Here is a 14,935-nt window from a genome sequence, read left to right on the forward strand (position 1 = left end):
CATAAATATTCGCGTATGGAAGACTCGTTTACCGTCGGAGAATACGTTCCACCGGATCGGACACTGATGGGGCCGGGGCCGAGTGACATCCATCCGCGGGTGTACAGCGCACTCTCGGATACGATCACAGGATATCTCGACGACTCCTACGTCGACCTCATGAACGATGTCCAGGAAGGATTGCGGTATCTCTTTCGAACGGACAACGAGTACACGTTCGCAGTCAGCGGAACGGGCTCGGCCGCTATGGAGACAGCGTTTACGAATCTCGTCGAACCTGGTGAGACCGTCCTCGTTCCGTCGAACGGCTACTTCGGCAAGCGGATGGGCGAGGTCGCTCGACGGGCGGGCGGTGAAATCGTTACCGTCGACGCCGAGTGGGGAGAACCACTCGATCCCAGAGCAGTCGCGGACGCGTTCGAGCGTCATCAACCAGCAGTCTTCGGATTCATTCACGGAGAGACGAGCACCGGTGTCAAACAGACCGAGATACCGGAACTCACCAGCATCGCTCGCGAACACGACGCCTACGTCATCGCTGACACCGTCGCATCACTCGGCGGCGTCGAGTTCCACACCGACGAGTGGAATCTCGACGTCGTGTATTCGGGATCACAGAAGTGTCTGTCCGCTCCGCCCGGAGTGAGTCCGATCACCTTCTCCGACCGGGCTGTCGAGAAGATCACGAGCCGAGAAGCGCCCGTTCGCTCCTGGTATCTCGATTTCACCGGTGTCTGGGAGTACTGGAGTGACGAGCCAAGCTATCATCACACAGGTCCGATCTCGATCATGTACGCGCTCCGAGAATCGCTTCGGATGATCGGTGAAGAAGGGATCGAACAGCAGTGGAACCGACACGAGAAGGTTGCTGGCGCACTCAAGACGGGTGTCGAGGCGATGGACGTTCCACTCGCTGTCGAAGACGACTACTGGCTTCCCACACTGAACGCTGTCTCGGTCCCCGACGGAGTCGATGATACGGTCGTCATCGATCGGCTACTGACCGAGCACGGGATCGAAATCGTCGGTGGTCTCGGTGCGCTCTCGGGTGAGATCTTCCGTGTTGGCTGTATGGGGTACTCGGCGCGGCCAGCGAACGTCGCGAATTTCATCGCCGCGTTTGGGGACGTTCTCGACGACGAGGGTGCGGCTGTCGATGTGGCTGCAGGCGCTGCTTCGACAGCTGGGGCGCTGGGTGAGTACTATCGATCCTGAGCAACTGGATCGGCGGTAGTGATTTTTGTCACTCTGTAGCATCCGAGGTCACGAGCATCCAGTACCGAACACAAAGATAGACAATCACGACACCGAACGTAGCGGAGATCAACCAATCACCTGCTATCGCCGCAGCCGCCAATGCAACGACGTTGAGAGCAACACCAACTGCATATACCAGTCGTAAGCGACTACCCATCGTTGCTAGAACCCCTCGATCTGTCTTTCCGTTTCGTCGTCTGCATCGTTGTATGTACATTCGTTCGGGACGGTCCTCAAACATCTCTCGATTTTTTACGGCACTGACGAGACACAGTCGTCAGTCATCTTCGCGTGTTCCAAATGCGCGGATCGTATCGGGCTTGCTCGGGTGACAGAAGCGTTCGGTGAGCCCACGGTTCGTGAATATACGGTTCCAGTTCCGCCGGTAGAGTGGGAACTGTCCGTCGACGTGCTCGACTTGCTCGTCTGTATTCCCGGTCTCTGGATCGGGTCCTTCGTTTTCGATTGTCACGAGCAACTCGTCGGTGATGCGAACGAGTTCGTCGAACACTCGCTCGTCGTCGGGGTGGATATGCTGGAGAGTTTCGACAGAGTAGACAACATCGAACGCATCATCGGCAAACCCAGGAACGACATCTTCGATCGCACCCGTGTGAAATTGCCCTTCCTCGGAGAGAGCCGGATAGACGTTAGCCATCACCGCAAACGAGTCGTCGTTGATATCGATTCCTGTGAGATTCTCGAACCCATCCGCATAGAGGTGTGCCAGATGCCGCCCGGAACTACAGCCGAGTGCAAGAATCGACACCTCCCTGCTGCAGTAGTGATCGAGCAACGTGACGAGGCTGTTGCTCACCTTGTTCGGCCCGAGTTCCGCGTAGTAGGTCGGTGAGAACTCGCCCGACCGTTCAGCCCAGCCTCGATGGTTAGTCGATGGGTCCATACGATACCGAGGTGGGCACGACGGTAAATCCCGTCGCTATCCCGTGTCCCAGAGACACGCGCCTTTTCGAACAGTATCGACCAGCTGTTGTCCCGATAGATGGGCAGGCAACTCGGAAGGTAGCCTTCGAGGAGAGTCCCATTTCCAGCCGAGTCACAAGGGGTGCCAAGCGTTGAAATTGCTGCATCTCGAAGCATCTGGTTGACAGATGATCGAGTCACGACGATCGGTTCTCACGGAGAGCACTGGCCACCCGAGCCACCTTCTTGGACCCGCTGACGACTCGGGACACACCACCCGGACTGATCGGACAATCTTCGAGGGTGGGTCGGCAGACGCACGGATCGGGTTCGTCGGCGACGTGATGCTCGGCCGTGGCGTAAACCGTCGCTGGACTGGCCACGATCCCGTCGCAGTCTGGGGGTCGGCCCGCGAGCGACTTCAGTCGCTCTCCGGACTCGTCATCAACCTCGAATGCTCGATCTCGGATCGCGGTCACCCCCTGTCGGAGAAAGCGTTCAATTTCCGGGCAACACCGTCGTTTGCGAAGCCAGCGTTGACCGACGTGAACGTCGCGCTCGCAGCGCTTGCGAACAACCACATTCTCGACTTCGGTGAACAGGCGCTCCGAGATACACTGGTACATCTGGACGACGTGGATATCGCCCACGCCGGCGCTGACGTCGACCGGGAGTCAGCGTTCGAGCCAGCGATCACGACCGTCGACGATCTGACCGTGGCGATGCTCTCGCTTACGGATCAGTACTCGCAGTACGCTGCAAACGACGGCCCAGGGACTGCATACGCGGCGCTCGACCCGAGTGATGCCACGACCCGATCGCTCGTCGAAGACGCCATCACCACAGCACAACGAGCGGACGCGGACCTCGTCGTCGCCTCACTCCACTGGGGTGCGAACTACGAGACCGAACCGAGCGATAGCTATCGAGCGTTCGCACACTGGCTCGTCGAGAATGGCGTCGACGTGGTCCACGGCCACAGCGCGCATATCTTGCAGGGCGTCGAAGTCTACCGGGGTCGGCCGATACTCTACGATACCGGCGATTTCGTCGACGACTACATCGACAAGCCGGGGTATGCGAACAAACAAAGTGCAATCTTCGAACTCGTCATCGACGAAGGGAGCTTCGACAGCCTCGCTGTCGTCCCAACAAAAATTGAGAACTGTGCTGTCGAACTGGCCGACGACACTGCAACCACTGCCTGCCATCGGCTCTGCGAGCGCTCCGAAGATCTTGGGACGACGATCGAAGACGAGGGCAACAGTTTGAAGATACCACTCTCTTGAAATGCAGGCTATCTACCTGTTTCAACCAGTAACAAGGCGAACAGAACGAATTCGGATTCTTCTTCTGGATCTCAGTACGGCCAGTCACCGATGACCTGCATCCCCTCGGCGAGGTTTTCGGTTTCGAGTTGCTCGGCGATCGCCGGGGGCGAGCGATGGGCGATTTCCGTCTCGTCGCTGGCGAGTTCGACCACTAATTCGGTGAGGAGAATCGCCTGCTCGCGGAGATCCCGTACCGACAGTTTATCCAGCGTATCCGCGTGGGTATGGCCCCAGCCACGGCCAGCATCCCCGGTATCAGATCGGATGTGATAGCCCGGAACACCCCACTTCACGTACGGCCAGTGGTCGCTGTGAGGGTTCAGTTCCGGTGGGACATCGATCGGGTGGCCCATGCGGTCAGCGACGCGCTCGGCGGCGTCGATGAGATCCTCGAATCCATGCGTGTGACAGAGGAGCGTCCGATTTCGAACCACACCGTCGTTGTTGACGATCGCCTTGATCGTGTCGTGGTCGCGGCCGTTGGCGTCGTAGTGTGAGCCGACGAGTCCCACCTCTTCGGCCCCGTAGACGAGACAGTGGACGCGGGTATCGAGTTCGTCCTCGCGCTGTGCGAGGGCGTTCGCTACTTCCACGACCATGGCCGTGCCCGCTGCGTTGTCGGCGGCCCCTTCTGCGATGTCGTGTGCGTCGACGTGGCTCGTCAGGAGAACTGCATCCTCGGTATCGGGCCCGAGATCAGCATGCACGTTCTGACTGGTCGCATCGTAGGCGTCGGCGTCGACGCTGACAGTGACGCTCTCGCCCTCGAATCGGCGCGTGAGTCGTGCACCGACCTCTTTCGAGACGCCCACTGCCGGAATATCACCGATCGGCGCCGCCTCGGTCCCGACACTGCCGGTCGGTGGGAGACAGCCTTCGACGTGATTGCTGTATATAAATGCCGCTGCGCCGGCCTCGACAGCCCGGTAGTATTTTTCGCGGCGATGGACGTACCGATCGAACCAGTCGGGCACGTCACTCGCCGCGAGGACGATCTTACCGGTCAGATCACGGTCGAAATCTGACGGTAATCCATAGTCGAGATCCACCAGTTCGCCAGTCACCTCGCCACTCGGACTTCTGGGAAGCGCGATGCAGTCCTGTGTCGTCTCGCCTGCCGCTATCGCTGCGGATCCACGCGACCAGCCCTGGACGTCGAAGGTTTCGAGTCGCGTGTTTCGTGCGCCGACAGCAGCGAGGGCCTCGCGTGTCGCTTCGGCACCACGCCGTTCGCCGTCGCTGCCAGCCATTCGCGTGTCGATATCAACGAGGGTTTCCAGATGCTCCCAGCCAACGTCACTCGTGAACGTCTCACCGATCCAGTCCGTCATGTCCTGATGTTAGGACGAGATTCCTTAATACCGTATGGAAGCCACTCTATCCACTCCTGTTCGGTCTGATCGGTTCTCGCGCATCGATCACACTGATTCTTCAGAAGAGCAGGTCTCCCACTGGGCTCAAGACCATGCCTGGCAGCAAATTGGATTGGGGGAGAACTATAATACTTCAAACTATCATACTTCAGAATATCATACTTCAGAGTGCGATTATTGCCCTCGCGAGAGTTTTGTTGGTGTTTTGATACCGATGGGTGCTGGAACTGCGAAGCCAGGGACACACCTGCCCGTGGGCTTTTGCTGTCTCCTTCCATAGGTGAACGCGATGGAATACGGCGCCCTCGTCGACGTGTACGATCGTCTCGCGGCGACCGACTCGAACAACGAGAAACGGGATATGCTCGCGGCTGTATTCGAAGACGCCGGAGAGATGCTCCCGCGACTCGTGACGCTCGTGCGGGGGCGACTGTCACCGGCCTACGACCGGACGGATCTGGGCGTCTCGTCGAGTCTGACACTCGATGCGATTCTCCGTGCAACTGGTGCGCCAGAAAACGCAGTGCGCGAACACTGGAAGGAGAGTGGCGACCTCGGTGACGCGGCGGCGTGGGCTGTGGAGAACGGGAGCCAGCAGACCCTCTTCTCGTCGCCGCTGACCGTCGAGCGTGTCCACGACGACCTCCGAGAACTCGCTACCTACGAGGGGGCAGGCAGCCAGGACCGGAAGATCGATGCCCTCGCCGGGCAGCTGGCTGACGCCGACGCGAACGAGGCAAGATACGTCGTTCGTACCGCGCTGGGACATATGCGCGTCGGCGTCGGTGAAGGGACGATCCGAGACGCGATCGCATACGCATTTCTCGACGGCTCTGAGGAGGCGATCAGGGCGGTCGAGTGGGCATTCCAGGTGACGACAGATTTCCGTGTCGTCGCAGAAACTGCCCGCGACGATGGTCAGGCAGGGCTGAACACGCTCGACGTGGAACTGTTTCGACCGGTCCAGGTCATGCTGGCAGAGAAAGCCGAGTCGCTGACTGCTGGATTATCCGATGCTGCCCACGACGGACGGGCGCTGTGTGAATACAAGTACGATGGCATCCGCATCCAGATCCACGTCGGGGGCGAGGAAGTCCGGTTGTTCACTCGACGACTGGAAGACGTGACCGAGCAGTTCCCCGACGTGGTCCGGGCAGTCCGGGAGGGAGTGAGTGCTAACCGGGTCGTACTCGATGGCGAACTGGTCGGCTATACGCCAGACACGATTACGACAGATACGCGCGATCCGGTCGCATTTCAGCAGTTATCGCAGCGGGTCAAACGAGAATCCGACATCGAGGTGATGGCCCGCCAGGTGCCGACTGTGGTCCACCTGTTCGACTGTCTGGCCGAAAGCGAGACGGTCCTCGAAGCGCCGCTGTCGGAGCGGTTGGAGCACCTCGACGCGGCGTTCGAGGCTGTCGACCCAGATCCGGACGGGGTCATGGCGGGACTAGAGCGGAGCCGGTCGAGTTGGGTGACGGCCGAGGACCCTGGGCCGGCCGAGGAACTGTATCGGGAGGCCCTCGACGCTGGACACGAGGGACTGATGACGAAAAATCCCGGAGCGGCCTACCAGCCCGGTCGATGTGTCGGGCGACTGCTCAAACTCAAACCGACGATGGAGTCACTCGATCTCGTCGTCACGCGTGCAAAATACAGCGAAGGGCGGCGCAGTGAGTGGCTCGGCCGCCTCTATCTGGGCTGTTACGATCCGTCGTCCGATTCCTTCAGGGAGGTTGGTCGGCTCTCGACCGGGTACACCGACGAAGAACTGGCGTCGCTGACCGATCGGCTGGAGGGCCTGATTACAGCCCGTGACGGGCGAGACGTGGATCTGCGCCCCGAGGTGGTCCTCGAAGTCGAGTACGAGGAGATTCAGGAGTCCCCGGAGTACGATTCCGGGTACGCGCTCCGGTTTCCGCGATTTCTGGAGGTCCGCACGGATCTGGAGCCGACTGACGCGGATAGCATCGAGCGTGTCGACGATTTGTACGACTCGCAATAACTCAAACCTCCTGTGCGAGCGGAAGGACCATACTAGAGCAGTCCTAACATCCGGCAGTGACGGTCAGGTACCGGGACGGCATCGAGATCGAACTCTCCGATGGCAAACAGGTAGTCTGCGACGCGGACAATCCGGACGGCGACGTGAATATCGTCTCCCACGCTCACGGCGATCACTGGCCAGAGAGTGAGGTCAGTGCCGTCTGCTCGCCGCTGACGGCAGATCTGGCGAGCGTCCGGCGGGAGACACCGCTTCATAGAACGACCGACGAGCGGGTGACTCTGCTCCCGGCAGGCCACGTCGCAGGCTCGCGGGCGGCGCTCATTACAGACCCCGATGGGACACAGTATCTCTACACCGGCGACGTCTGCACCCGTCCACGATTCTACCTCGACGGGTTCGAACCGCCATCGGTCGATGTACTGATCGTCGAAGCCACCTACGGCGAGCCGGAGTACGTGTTTCCTGACCACGAGAGTCTCGCAGCGGAGATCCGGACGTGGTTGACGGAAACGTCAGACCCCGTAATCCTCCTCGGATATGCGCTTGGCCGTGCGCAGAAACTTCAGCTGCTCGCCCAGGAGGCCGATCGCGACAGAGTGCTCACTACCGACTCGGTGCAACGTGTGAATGAAGTCATCGAGGCACACTGCGACGTGGATTTCGGAGCGGAGCCGTACGAGAGCGAGACGGAACTGACAGCAGGCGACGCGCTCGTCCTGCCGATGACCAGCGGTCGAATCAACTGGATCGACCAGCTCGCCGACGAAGCCGGCGCGATCAAGGCTGGCTTCTCGGGGTGGGCCGTCGATAGCTCGTTCAAATTTCGGGGCGACTACGACGTGACCTTCCCACTCTCGGATCACTGTGACTTCGAGGAACTGCAGTCGCTGGTGGAAGCCGTCGACCCGGATCAGGTGTACACCCAGCACGGTTCTGCTGCGTCGCTGGCGACCCACCTGACCAACGCAGGGTACGACGCGACCGCCCTCCGACAGAATCAGACCTCGCTCGGCGACTTCTGAGCTGTCTGCCACTGTAACGTTGAAGAGATACTGGGTAGGTCAACTCTCACGGAACCCAAAGAAATAGCCCCCACTTCCATCACCCCAGCCCTCGTAAAGACAGTGATTCGATGACCGATCACGACCACCACCGGAATGGGCAGTCACCGTCCGGCGAACAGTCCCAGCGAGACACCGGGGACGGGCAGAGGAACGAGGTGGCGGGTTCTGGCGACGAAGAGCGTGTAGAGCAATCGATGCTCGAAGAGGAAGCCGAAGAGGCCGACGAAGCCAGCCAAGAGGTCGAAGATTCTCACGGGCAGGGGGGAGACCACGGTGCTCACGGGCACGAGGACCAGCCAGGCAAGGATCACGGCGGTCACGGTGGCATGCACGCGGGTCACGAACAGATGTTTCGCCGTCGCTTTTTCGTCTCGACTGCCCTTTCGATCCCGGTCCTGCTCTACAGCGAAACAATGCAGGACTGGCTCGGGTTCACCGTGCCCGCGTTCACTGGGAGCGAGTTGATCGTTCCCGTGTTTTCGGTGATCGTCTTCCTCTACGGCGGCTTGCCGTTCCTGCGCATGGCCGTTCCGGAGATACGCGAGTGGTCACCTGGTATGATGACGCTCATTTCGATGGCCATCACCGTCGCCTTCGTCTACAGCATGGCGACAATACTCGTCGGCTGGGGAGAGCCGTTCTTCTGGGAGCTCGTGACCCTCGTCGACATCATGTTGCTCGGTCACTGGATCGAAATGCGATCGGTCCGGCGGGCGTCGAGTGCTCTCGACGAACTTGCAAAGCTGATGCCGGACACCGCCGAACGGATCAGGGAAGACGGAGACACCGAGGAAGTTCCGGCGAACGAACTCTCCGAAGGAGACCTGGTACTCGTGCGACCGGGAGCGAGCGTCCCCGCGGACGGAGTCGTCGAGGAAGGCGACTCCGACGTAAACGAGGCAATGGTAACTGGCGAGTCGAAGCCGGTATCGAAAGATCCCGGCGACGAGGTCATCGGTGGGACCGTCAACGGCGACGGCAGCCTGCGCGTCCGCATCGACGCGACGGGCGAGGAGACGACGCTGGCAGGAATTATGCGACTCGTCGAGGAGGCCCAGAGCAGCGAGTCGAAGACGCAGGTGCTCGCGGATCGGGCTGCTGGCTGGCTGTTCTACGTTGCGGTGGCCGCGGCGGCGGTCACTGCCGTCGCCTGGACGGTGGCGACAACGTTCGATGCCGGCGTGATTGCACGCGTCGTTACCGTCCTGGTCATTGCCTGTCCGCACGCACTCGGTCTCGCGATTCCACTCGTCGTCGCGATCAATACGTCGCTTGCCGCTCGGAATGGAATGCTCGTCCGGGACCGCATTGCGATGGAAGAGTCACGAAATCTGGACGCGATCATCTTCGACAAGACTGGAACACTCACGGAGGGTGAACACGGTGTGGTCGGGATGGTGACCGTCGAGGGCGTCTACGAGGACGAAGCCCTTGCCCTGGCTGCAGCCGTCGAGGGTGACTCCGAGCACATGATCGCTCGTGCGATTCGACAGGCCGCCGACGAGCGGGGAATTGACGCACCTGCTGCGGAGGGGTTCGAAGCGATGAAAGGCCGTGGGGTTCGTGCGACCGTCGACGGTGACGAGATCTACGTCGGCGGGCCGAATCTCCTCGATCATCTCGACAGTGAGGTTCCACGAACGCTGCAGTCCTTCGCAGCGGAAGCCGGAGAAAACGCACAGACTGTCGTGTATCTCGTCCGCGATGGGGATCTGATCGCTGCCGTCGCCATGGCTGACGTCATCCGGGAGGAGAGTTACCGGGTCGTCGAAGCACTGCACAATCTCGACATCGAGGTGGCGATGCTGACTGGTGACTCGACCGATGTCGCGCACGCCGTCGCCGAGGAACTGGGCATCGACACTGTATTTGCCGAAGTGCTCCCCGAGGACAAGGATAAGAAGGTCCAGGAACTCCAGGATCAGGGGAAATTCGTCGGCATGGTCGGCGACGGAGTCAACGACGCCCCGGCGCTGACTCGGGCCGACGTTGGCATCGCTATCGGGAGCGGGACTGACGTGGCCGTCCAGTCCGCAGACGTCATTCTCGTCCAGAACAATCCGATGGACGTCGTCCGACTCGTGAAGCTGAGCAAGGCGAGTTACCGAAAAATGCAGGAAAACATCGTCTGGGCTGCCGGATACAACGTCTTCGCCATTCCGCTGGCTGCCGGTGTGCTCGCGCCGATCGGTATTCTGCTGTCACCCGCCATCGGTGCCCTGCTCATGTCCCTGAGCACAGTGATCGTCGCGATAAATGCACAACTACTGCGCCGAACGGACCTGTCTGTGGCGAGTTTGCCGGATGTCACAGGGTCGAGAGAGACACAAGCGGCATGACAGTGACAGCGGAATATTTTGAATCGGTATCAGAGCGTGTTTTCGATGCGGTGCTGAAGTGTGCCTCTGCATCCAGCAGACTGCCCCTGTCGTCGCTGCTGGATTCATCGGCAATTATCTGAAAATCTCACTCACACCGAGGGCTGTTCGACGTGGTTCCGCCAGAACCCCGGCTGCATGTATTTCGCATAGGCTCCCTGATAGCCAGCCAGATTTGCGAGTGGCGTGAGAGCGGTGCTCACCGAACCTGCAAGGCCCTCTCCCTGGACGAACGTCGTGTTTCCGTCGAGGACGTCGGCGATGAGGGCCTGCTGAAGGAGATTATCCGGGTCGCGCGACCTGTCGTGAGCGAGTCCGCCGAGCGTGGGCAGCACCTGTCGGAGGCGGCCCGGGGAGCGAATTTCCGTGGTCACGAGCGCTCGCTCGTTTGTCTCGTTACGAAAGCTATGGACGACCCCAGTCTGAACCGTTGCTGACTCGCCGGCTGCAACTGTTCGCTCCTCGTCGTCGAGCGTCATCACGAGAGACCCATCCTCGACGTCGAACACTTCGACGCTTGCTTCGTGATAGTGGGCCGGTGGGCCGTCGTAGCCTGGTCCGAACACGCTCAGTGTTCGGATCGACCCCTCGCCATCCGTCAACAGAATTCCCCAGACGGCCCGTGTCGGATGGGACGTTATCGGGCCGGTCCGATCCTGGATCCGGTCGTCGAGCCAGCTGTCTTCGGCCACCTCGAAACCGGTCCCCGGTATGGGATTATCGTCTTCGTCGAGCGTCCGGCCAGTGACGTACGCAGTCATATACGCTGATTGGACTCGACGATAGAAAAACCTCGTATCGTCCTGTCTCCCACGTCGACTCTTCGCAGTGAGATTCGCACTTGGGCACCCAATGTACTCTTAGCTTGGCCCGAGTGCAGCAATATCAGCTCCGACGGTCGCTCGTGCATCAGCAGGATTGGGATCGCTGTCAGCCAGGTGTGTCCAGTCGTGACTGGGGAGCCTGGAGAGATGATCCTCGATGGGCGTACTGTACTGTGCGGGTGGACTGGCAGAGTCGTCCTGTCCCCAGATTGCATTGATAACCGTCATCGAATCGATCCGGATCTCGACCGATGCTGGGTCACACCACGTTTGCAGCGCTTCGAGTCCGAGATGCAGGGCAGCGTACTCCGCGATGTTGTTCCCCGTCCGAGAGCCAACGGGCCGCCCGAGTCGGACGATATCTTCGTCTCCCGTCTGGAGCACCGCACCCGCACCGGCGGGCCCGGGATTGCCACGGGAGCTCCCATCGACATACAGGACGATATCTGACGCTGTGGTCTGTCGAGTGGACTGCAGCGAGGGTGGGACTCCAGCAGCGAGTACCTCGTCGATGGCTGCTCGTTTTTCGCCATCTGTCGTTCCTGGGTCGAACAGGCCACCGTAGCCACTGACTGCGGCATCGATCGCGTCGATCGCCGGCGTGATCTCGTAGCCGAAGAGTGCCAAGACTTCCTCGACGTGCGCAGCCATCGGTGAGAGATACTCCACGGGGAGGGAGTCTATCTCATGTACCACTTCACAGCTCCCGACTGTGCGCCAGTCATTGTGCGCAATTCAGTCGTCACCCAATAAAAATAGTTGGACGGCCACCCAGAGCCACTGGCAACTGTGCCGACTGCAATCGAAACTCATCTACCCACGGTGTTAGATATCGTAATTCTGGCAGAGATCGGTCGTCAGCCCGAATCATCCTGTCGTCGTGAAAAGTACGTATCAGCCTGCAGTCTGGCAGTGATTTCTGAAACTGTCCCCCCGTCGCAGGCGTCACAGTATGGTGGCACGTCTGGCCCGGCAAAGACAGTCCCGCACTGCCGGCATTCGAAGAATCGTAACCCAAGCACGTGCAGAGAGACGTGCGCCAGAATAAAGTGGGTTCTCTTTGTTTGGAAGCTGTCTAACCTTGGATGCAGTCCACTGGGTAGTCAGAATATGAGCGTCAATTGATTGTTCAAGGCTTCATTTGTTGAGAGAGCGAAACTGCTTCACCGCTGTAACAGCTATGTACTGAGGATGAGTGAGATTTTGCAGCGACTCAAACGGCCGTTGCTCTTTCTAATGGCGCCGGGGTACGTCGTCGCAGGTATTTTGCATTTCGTGGTGCCCGAGCTGTACGTCCAGATTGTGCCACCGATCTTTCCGGCAGCACTTGCACTCGTATACCTGTCCGGTCTCGCCGAAATCGCCGTCGGCATTGGCCTACTGATTCCACAGACGCGACAGTACGCTGCGTGGGCGACGATCGCGTTACTTGTCGCTATTTTTCCGGCAAACGTCTACATGGCGATCCAGGGTGTGGTCATCGAGGGGGTTTCTGGCGGTGGCGACCCCTCCGAACTCGTTCGCTGGGGACGACTCCCACTGCAGGGTGTGTTGATTCTCTGGGCATACTGGTATACCCGCACACCGACGGAATCAGCCGAACGGGCGTGAGTTTTGTACTGTCGGTAACGCCGGCACAATGGACCTCGATGTTCGTTGCGGAGACTGTCGATGTCGCCAAACCGCAGACGCCACAGCCGTCCTGTTGCAATCTTCAGTGATAAAGAGCACGAGGAGGTGATACTGCCGGCTGTAAATTCGTAAAGATATGTGCCACCCCGGGGTGGCGCAATTCTTCAGTTTCTTACAGCCGGCAGTATGAGCAGCCAGCCCAATATCCATGCCAACACTGAGACTGGTTGCTGAAAGTTCGTACAGATATTCGATCCCACGGGGGTCGAAATTCTTCAGGTTCTTACAGCCACCAGTATCAATATCAGGCGATTATGATGTTGATTCGAGACGCGACAACGATACAGTCGAATCGAATACTCGCGACACACGCCCTCTGTCTTGCGCTCGTCCTGGCTGGTTGTGATAGCCCCACAGAGGTCTCGTCATTGAATGAAACGAACGGAAATGAACCGGGAGACATCCCAGTACATGACTGATAATGAGCGTATCAGACGAAACCCCACACTCGCAAATATGATCTCTGATACGGTTCGCGTGCAAAATACTGAGGTTGTCTCGGTCAATGATTTTTCGACACGTAAGTGTAAGTAAATAGATTTTAGACTATAAAAATAAGAGAAATTAATACTGTTCTAGAAATTAACCTGCAATTTTATCGGGTATTCCGAAAAGTGATGTGGTACGCTCTGTGGTTTTTCTACTGTAATACGTCACCATGGCTACGGTTGATAGACCTTCCAACCATCGGGAAGAGTTGAGTTTAGTGATTACTACTGCTGGGACTCGGTTTGCCGCTATAGCGGCCGTGCTATTCCTGGGCACTCCAGTTGTTGCGTATCTGTCCGGTGATGCACGGGCGATGTTCTACGTGCACGTCGGCCTTGGAGCATTCTGGTTCGGTCTCGATTTCTTCTTTAAATTTGTTCTTGGTCCGTCGCTTGAGGAGGTGTCGGACGAGGTTTCTGGTGCGGTGAACCAGTACTTAGTGCCGAAGATGGCACTGGTAGCGGAGCCGTTGAGCGTTGGCGTGATCGGTTCCGGTATCGGATTGGCGGAGATGATGGGTTACTGGGAATCGCCCAGTGTCTGGCTGTGGGCCTCCCTGGGAATCGGGATTGTAATGTTGCTGATTGGTTTCGGCCCCCTCCACATCTTGACTACCAAGATGGGAGTCGAATTGTCGATGCCCGAGCCTGATAGTAGCCGCATCGACGAACTGTTCGGTAAGACCATGAAGTGGGGGCTGGTTCAAACCATCCTCATGTTGGCTATCATTGCGATGATGACCGGGATCCGCTGGCAGATTTAACGAAAAACGAGAGGAATAGATGCAGTACAGGTATCGACTCGACCCACCAGAGCACCTCACCGAGACGCTTCTGCACCGCGTCGATACGTGTAGACAACTCTACAACCACATCCTCTACGAACTGATACAGGAGACGATCCCTGATTTCAAAGAGTGATGGGACGACTTGACCGACATTCACTCGGAGGTGTTGCAGATAGTAGTCAACTGTGTCTACGACAATCTCACCACACTGAACTCACAGAAAGAGAATGGGCGTGCCGTGGAGATGCTCAATTGGAAACCGCTTGGGGGATATCACTCGTTCATTTATAATCGGTCCGGCTCCAAACTTAAGAATACGAGTGGTCGGCCTGTCCCATGATTGAGTCAAATCGGTGAGATTCCGATTCATCTCCACCGAGACATTCCCGAGAACGCGATGATTAAACAGGTCCCAGTCAAGCAAGAACCCACGGGTGAGTGTTTTGTCACGTTCGGAATCGACGTGGACGAAGCTCGGAGAAGCCCGAGAAGTGCGTCGGCATCGGCGTAGGGATTCTCAAGTACGCTCACGACACTGATGGAATCGCCGTCAGATCACTGGACTTTTTCCGACGAACGTGAGCGACTGGAACACGTACAACACGACCTCTCGCGGAAGGAACACGGGTCTGGGAATTGGGAGAAACAACACCGTTTCGTGGCCGAATACCACGCTGAGAGCGTGTCATAGAATTAATCACAGGGTCTTGAGTTTCGTCCGTCCAGGATTGTCTCCCCGTTCGTAATTCGTGATGGCGACGACCACACGGAGACAAAGCGCCACGAAGACTTGTGTTCGTGCGTG

At 58.7% G+C, this 14,935-nt stretch carries 11 protein-coding genes and 2 pseudogenes; 8 read left to right on the forward strand and 5 right to left on the reverse strand.

The window, feature by feature from the left end; translation table 11 throughout:
• Positions 1 to 15 precede the first annotated feature (15 nt).
• Positions 16 to 1,215 carry a pyridoxal-phosphate-dependent aminotransferase family protein gene (locus EOW68_RS17580; protein ID WP_128226461.1) on the forward strand — a complete coding sequence of 400 codons (1,200 nt, stop codon included), beginning with the start codon at positions 16 to 18 and terminating at the stop codon, positions 1,213 to 1,215.
• A gap of 319 nt (positions 1,216 to 1,534) precedes the next feature.
• On the opposite strand, the gene EOW68_RS17585 is transcribed toward EOW68_RS17580, so the two are convergent.
• A complete protein-coding gene (locus tag EOW68_RS17585) occupies positions 1,535 to 2,161 on the reverse strand; it encodes a class I SAM-dependent methyltransferase (RefSeq protein ID WP_128226462.1) in 627 nt (208 codons plus the stop codon).
• 208 nt (positions 2,162 to 2,369) lie between these two features.
• Between EOW68_RS17585 and EOW68_RS17590 the strand changes: the two genes are divergently transcribed.
• Positions 2,370 to 3,470, forward strand: a complete 1,101-nt coding sequence (locus tag EOW68_RS17590) for a CapA family protein (RefSeq protein WP_128226463.1) — start codon at positions 2,370 to 2,372, stop codon at positions 3,468 to 3,470.
• A gap of 71 nt (positions 3,471 to 3,541) precedes the next feature.
• On the opposite strand, the gene EOW68_RS17595 is transcribed toward EOW68_RS17590, so the two are convergent.
• Complete coding sequence (locus EOW68_RS17595) at positions 3,542 to 4,843, reverse strand: M28 family peptidase (RefSeq protein ID WP_128226464.1); 1,302 nt, start codon at positions 4,841 to 4,843, stop codon at positions 3,542 to 3,544.
• Positions 4,844 to 5,174: 331 nt separating this feature from the next.
• Between EOW68_RS17595 and EOW68_RS17600 the strand changes: the two genes are divergently transcribed.
• From EOW68_RS17600 to EOW68_RS17610, 3 genes are all read left to right on the forward strand, one after another.
• On the forward strand, positions 5,175 to 6,893 hold the full coding sequence (locus EOW68_RS17600) for an ATP-dependent DNA ligase (protein WP_128226465.1): 1,719 nt from the start codon (positions 5,175 to 5,177) through the stop codon (positions 6,891 to 6,893).
• Positions 6,894 to 6,949: 56 nt separating this feature from the next.
• Positions 6,950 to 7,918, forward strand: a complete 969-nt coding sequence (locus EOW68_RS17605) for an MBL fold metallo-hydrolase (protein WP_128226466.1) — start codon at positions 6,950 to 6,952, stop codon at positions 7,916 to 7,918.
• A gap of 368 nt (positions 7,919 to 8,286) precedes the next feature.
• Positions 8,287 to 10,299, forward strand: a complete 2,013-nt coding sequence (locus tag EOW68_RS17610) for a copper-translocating P-type ATPase (protein WP_431359038.1) — start codon at positions 8,287 to 8,289, stop codon at positions 10,297 to 10,299.
• Positions 10,300 to 10,430: 131 nt separating this feature from the next.
• On the opposite strand, the gene EOW68_RS17615 is transcribed toward EOW68_RS17610, so the two are convergent.
• Both EOW68_RS17615 and EOW68_RS17620 read right to left on the reverse strand, forming a co-directional pair.
• Entirely contained in the window at positions 10,431 to 11,099 is a 669-nt protein-coding gene (locus EOW68_RS17615; RefSeq protein ID WP_128226467.1) for a cupin domain-containing protein, read from the reverse strand.
• A gap of 99 nt (positions 11,100 to 11,198) precedes the next feature.
• The gene (locus EOW68_RS17620) at positions 11,199 to 11,813 is read right to left on the reverse strand and encodes a ribonuclease HI family protein (protein WP_128226471.1); all 615 of its coding nucleotides are present in this window, start codon (positions 11,811 to 11,813) and stop codon (positions 11,199 to 11,201) included.
• A 540-nt stretch (positions 11,814 to 12,353) separates the two neighbouring features.
• On the opposite strand from EOW68_RS17620, the gene EOW68_RS17625 reads away from it, so the two are divergent.
• The 3 genes and pseudogenes from EOW68_RS17625 to EOW68_RS17635 form a co-directional block, all read left to right on the forward strand.
• Complete coding sequence (locus tag EOW68_RS17625) at positions 12,354 to 12,773, forward strand: DoxX family protein (protein WP_431359037.1); 420 nt, start codon at positions 12,354 to 12,356, stop codon at positions 12,771 to 12,773.
• A gap of 739 nt (positions 12,774 to 13,512) precedes the next feature.
• The gene (locus EOW68_RS17630; RefSeq protein WP_128226468.1) at positions 13,513 to 14,106 is read left to right on the forward strand and encodes a hypothetical protein; all 594 of its coding nucleotides are present in this window, start codon (positions 13,513 to 13,515) and stop codon (positions 14,104 to 14,106) included.
• Positions 14,107 to 14,125: 19 nt separating this feature from the next.
• Positions 14,126 to 14,809: pseudogene (locus EOW68_RS17635) on the forward strand (RNA-guided endonuclease InsQ/TnpB family protein); the annotation flags it as partial.
• A gap of 18 nt (positions 14,810 to 14,827) precedes the next feature.
• On the opposite strand, the pseudogene EOW68_RS17640 reads toward EOW68_RS17635, so the two are convergent.
• A pseudogene (locus EOW68_RS17640) lies at positions 14,828 to 14,935 on the reverse strand (IS5/IS1182 family transposase); the annotation flags it as partial.

This window comes from Halovenus amylolytica (assembly GCA_004015825.1).
GTDB lineage: Archaea > Halobacteriota > Halobacteria > Halobacteriales > Haloarculaceae > Halovenus > Halovenus amylolytica.

Excerpts from the sequence above, each read along its gene's own strand:
- EOW68_RS17620 (WP_128226471.1), bottom strand. The coding sequence starts at position 11,813 with ATGGCTGCGCACGTCGAGGAAGTCTTGGCACTCTTCGGCTACGAGATC.
- EOW68_RS17580 (WP_128226461.1), top strand. The coding sequence starts at position 16 with ATGGAAGACTCGTTTACCGTCGGAGAATACGTTCCACCGGATCGGACA.
- EOW68_RS17590 (WP_128226463.1), top strand. The coding sequence starts at position 2,370 with ATGATCGAGTCACGACGATCGGTTCTCACGGAGAGCACTGGCCACCCG.
- EOW68_RS17595 (WP_128226464.1), bottom strand. The coding sequence starts at position 4,843 with ATGACGGACTGGATCGGTGAGACGTTCACGAGTGACGTTGGCTGGGAG.
- EOW68_RS17600 (WP_128226465.1), top strand. The coding sequence starts at position 5,175 with ATGGAATACGGCGCCCTCGTCGACGTGTACGATCGTCTCGCGGCGACC.
- EOW68_RS17585 (WP_128226462.1), bottom strand. The coding sequence starts at position 2,161 with ATGGACCCATCGACTAACCATCGAGGCTGGGCTGAACGGTCGGGCGAG.
- EOW68_RS17615 (WP_128226467.1), bottom strand. The coding sequence starts at position 11,099 with ATGACTGCGTACGTCACTGGCCGGACGCTCGACGAAGACGATAATCCC.
- EOW68_RS17625 (WP_431359037.1), top strand. The coding sequence starts at position 12,354 with ATGAGTGAGATTTTGCAGCGACTCAAACGGCCGTTGCTCTTTCTAATG.
- EOW68_RS17610 (WP_431359038.1), top strand. The coding sequence starts at position 8,287 with ATGCACGCGGGTCACGAACAGATGTTTCGCCGTCGCTTTTTCGTCTCG.
- EOW68_RS17630 (WP_128226468.1), top strand. The coding sequence starts at position 13,513 with ATGGCTACGGTTGATAGACCTTCCAACCATCGGGAAGAGTTGAGTTTA.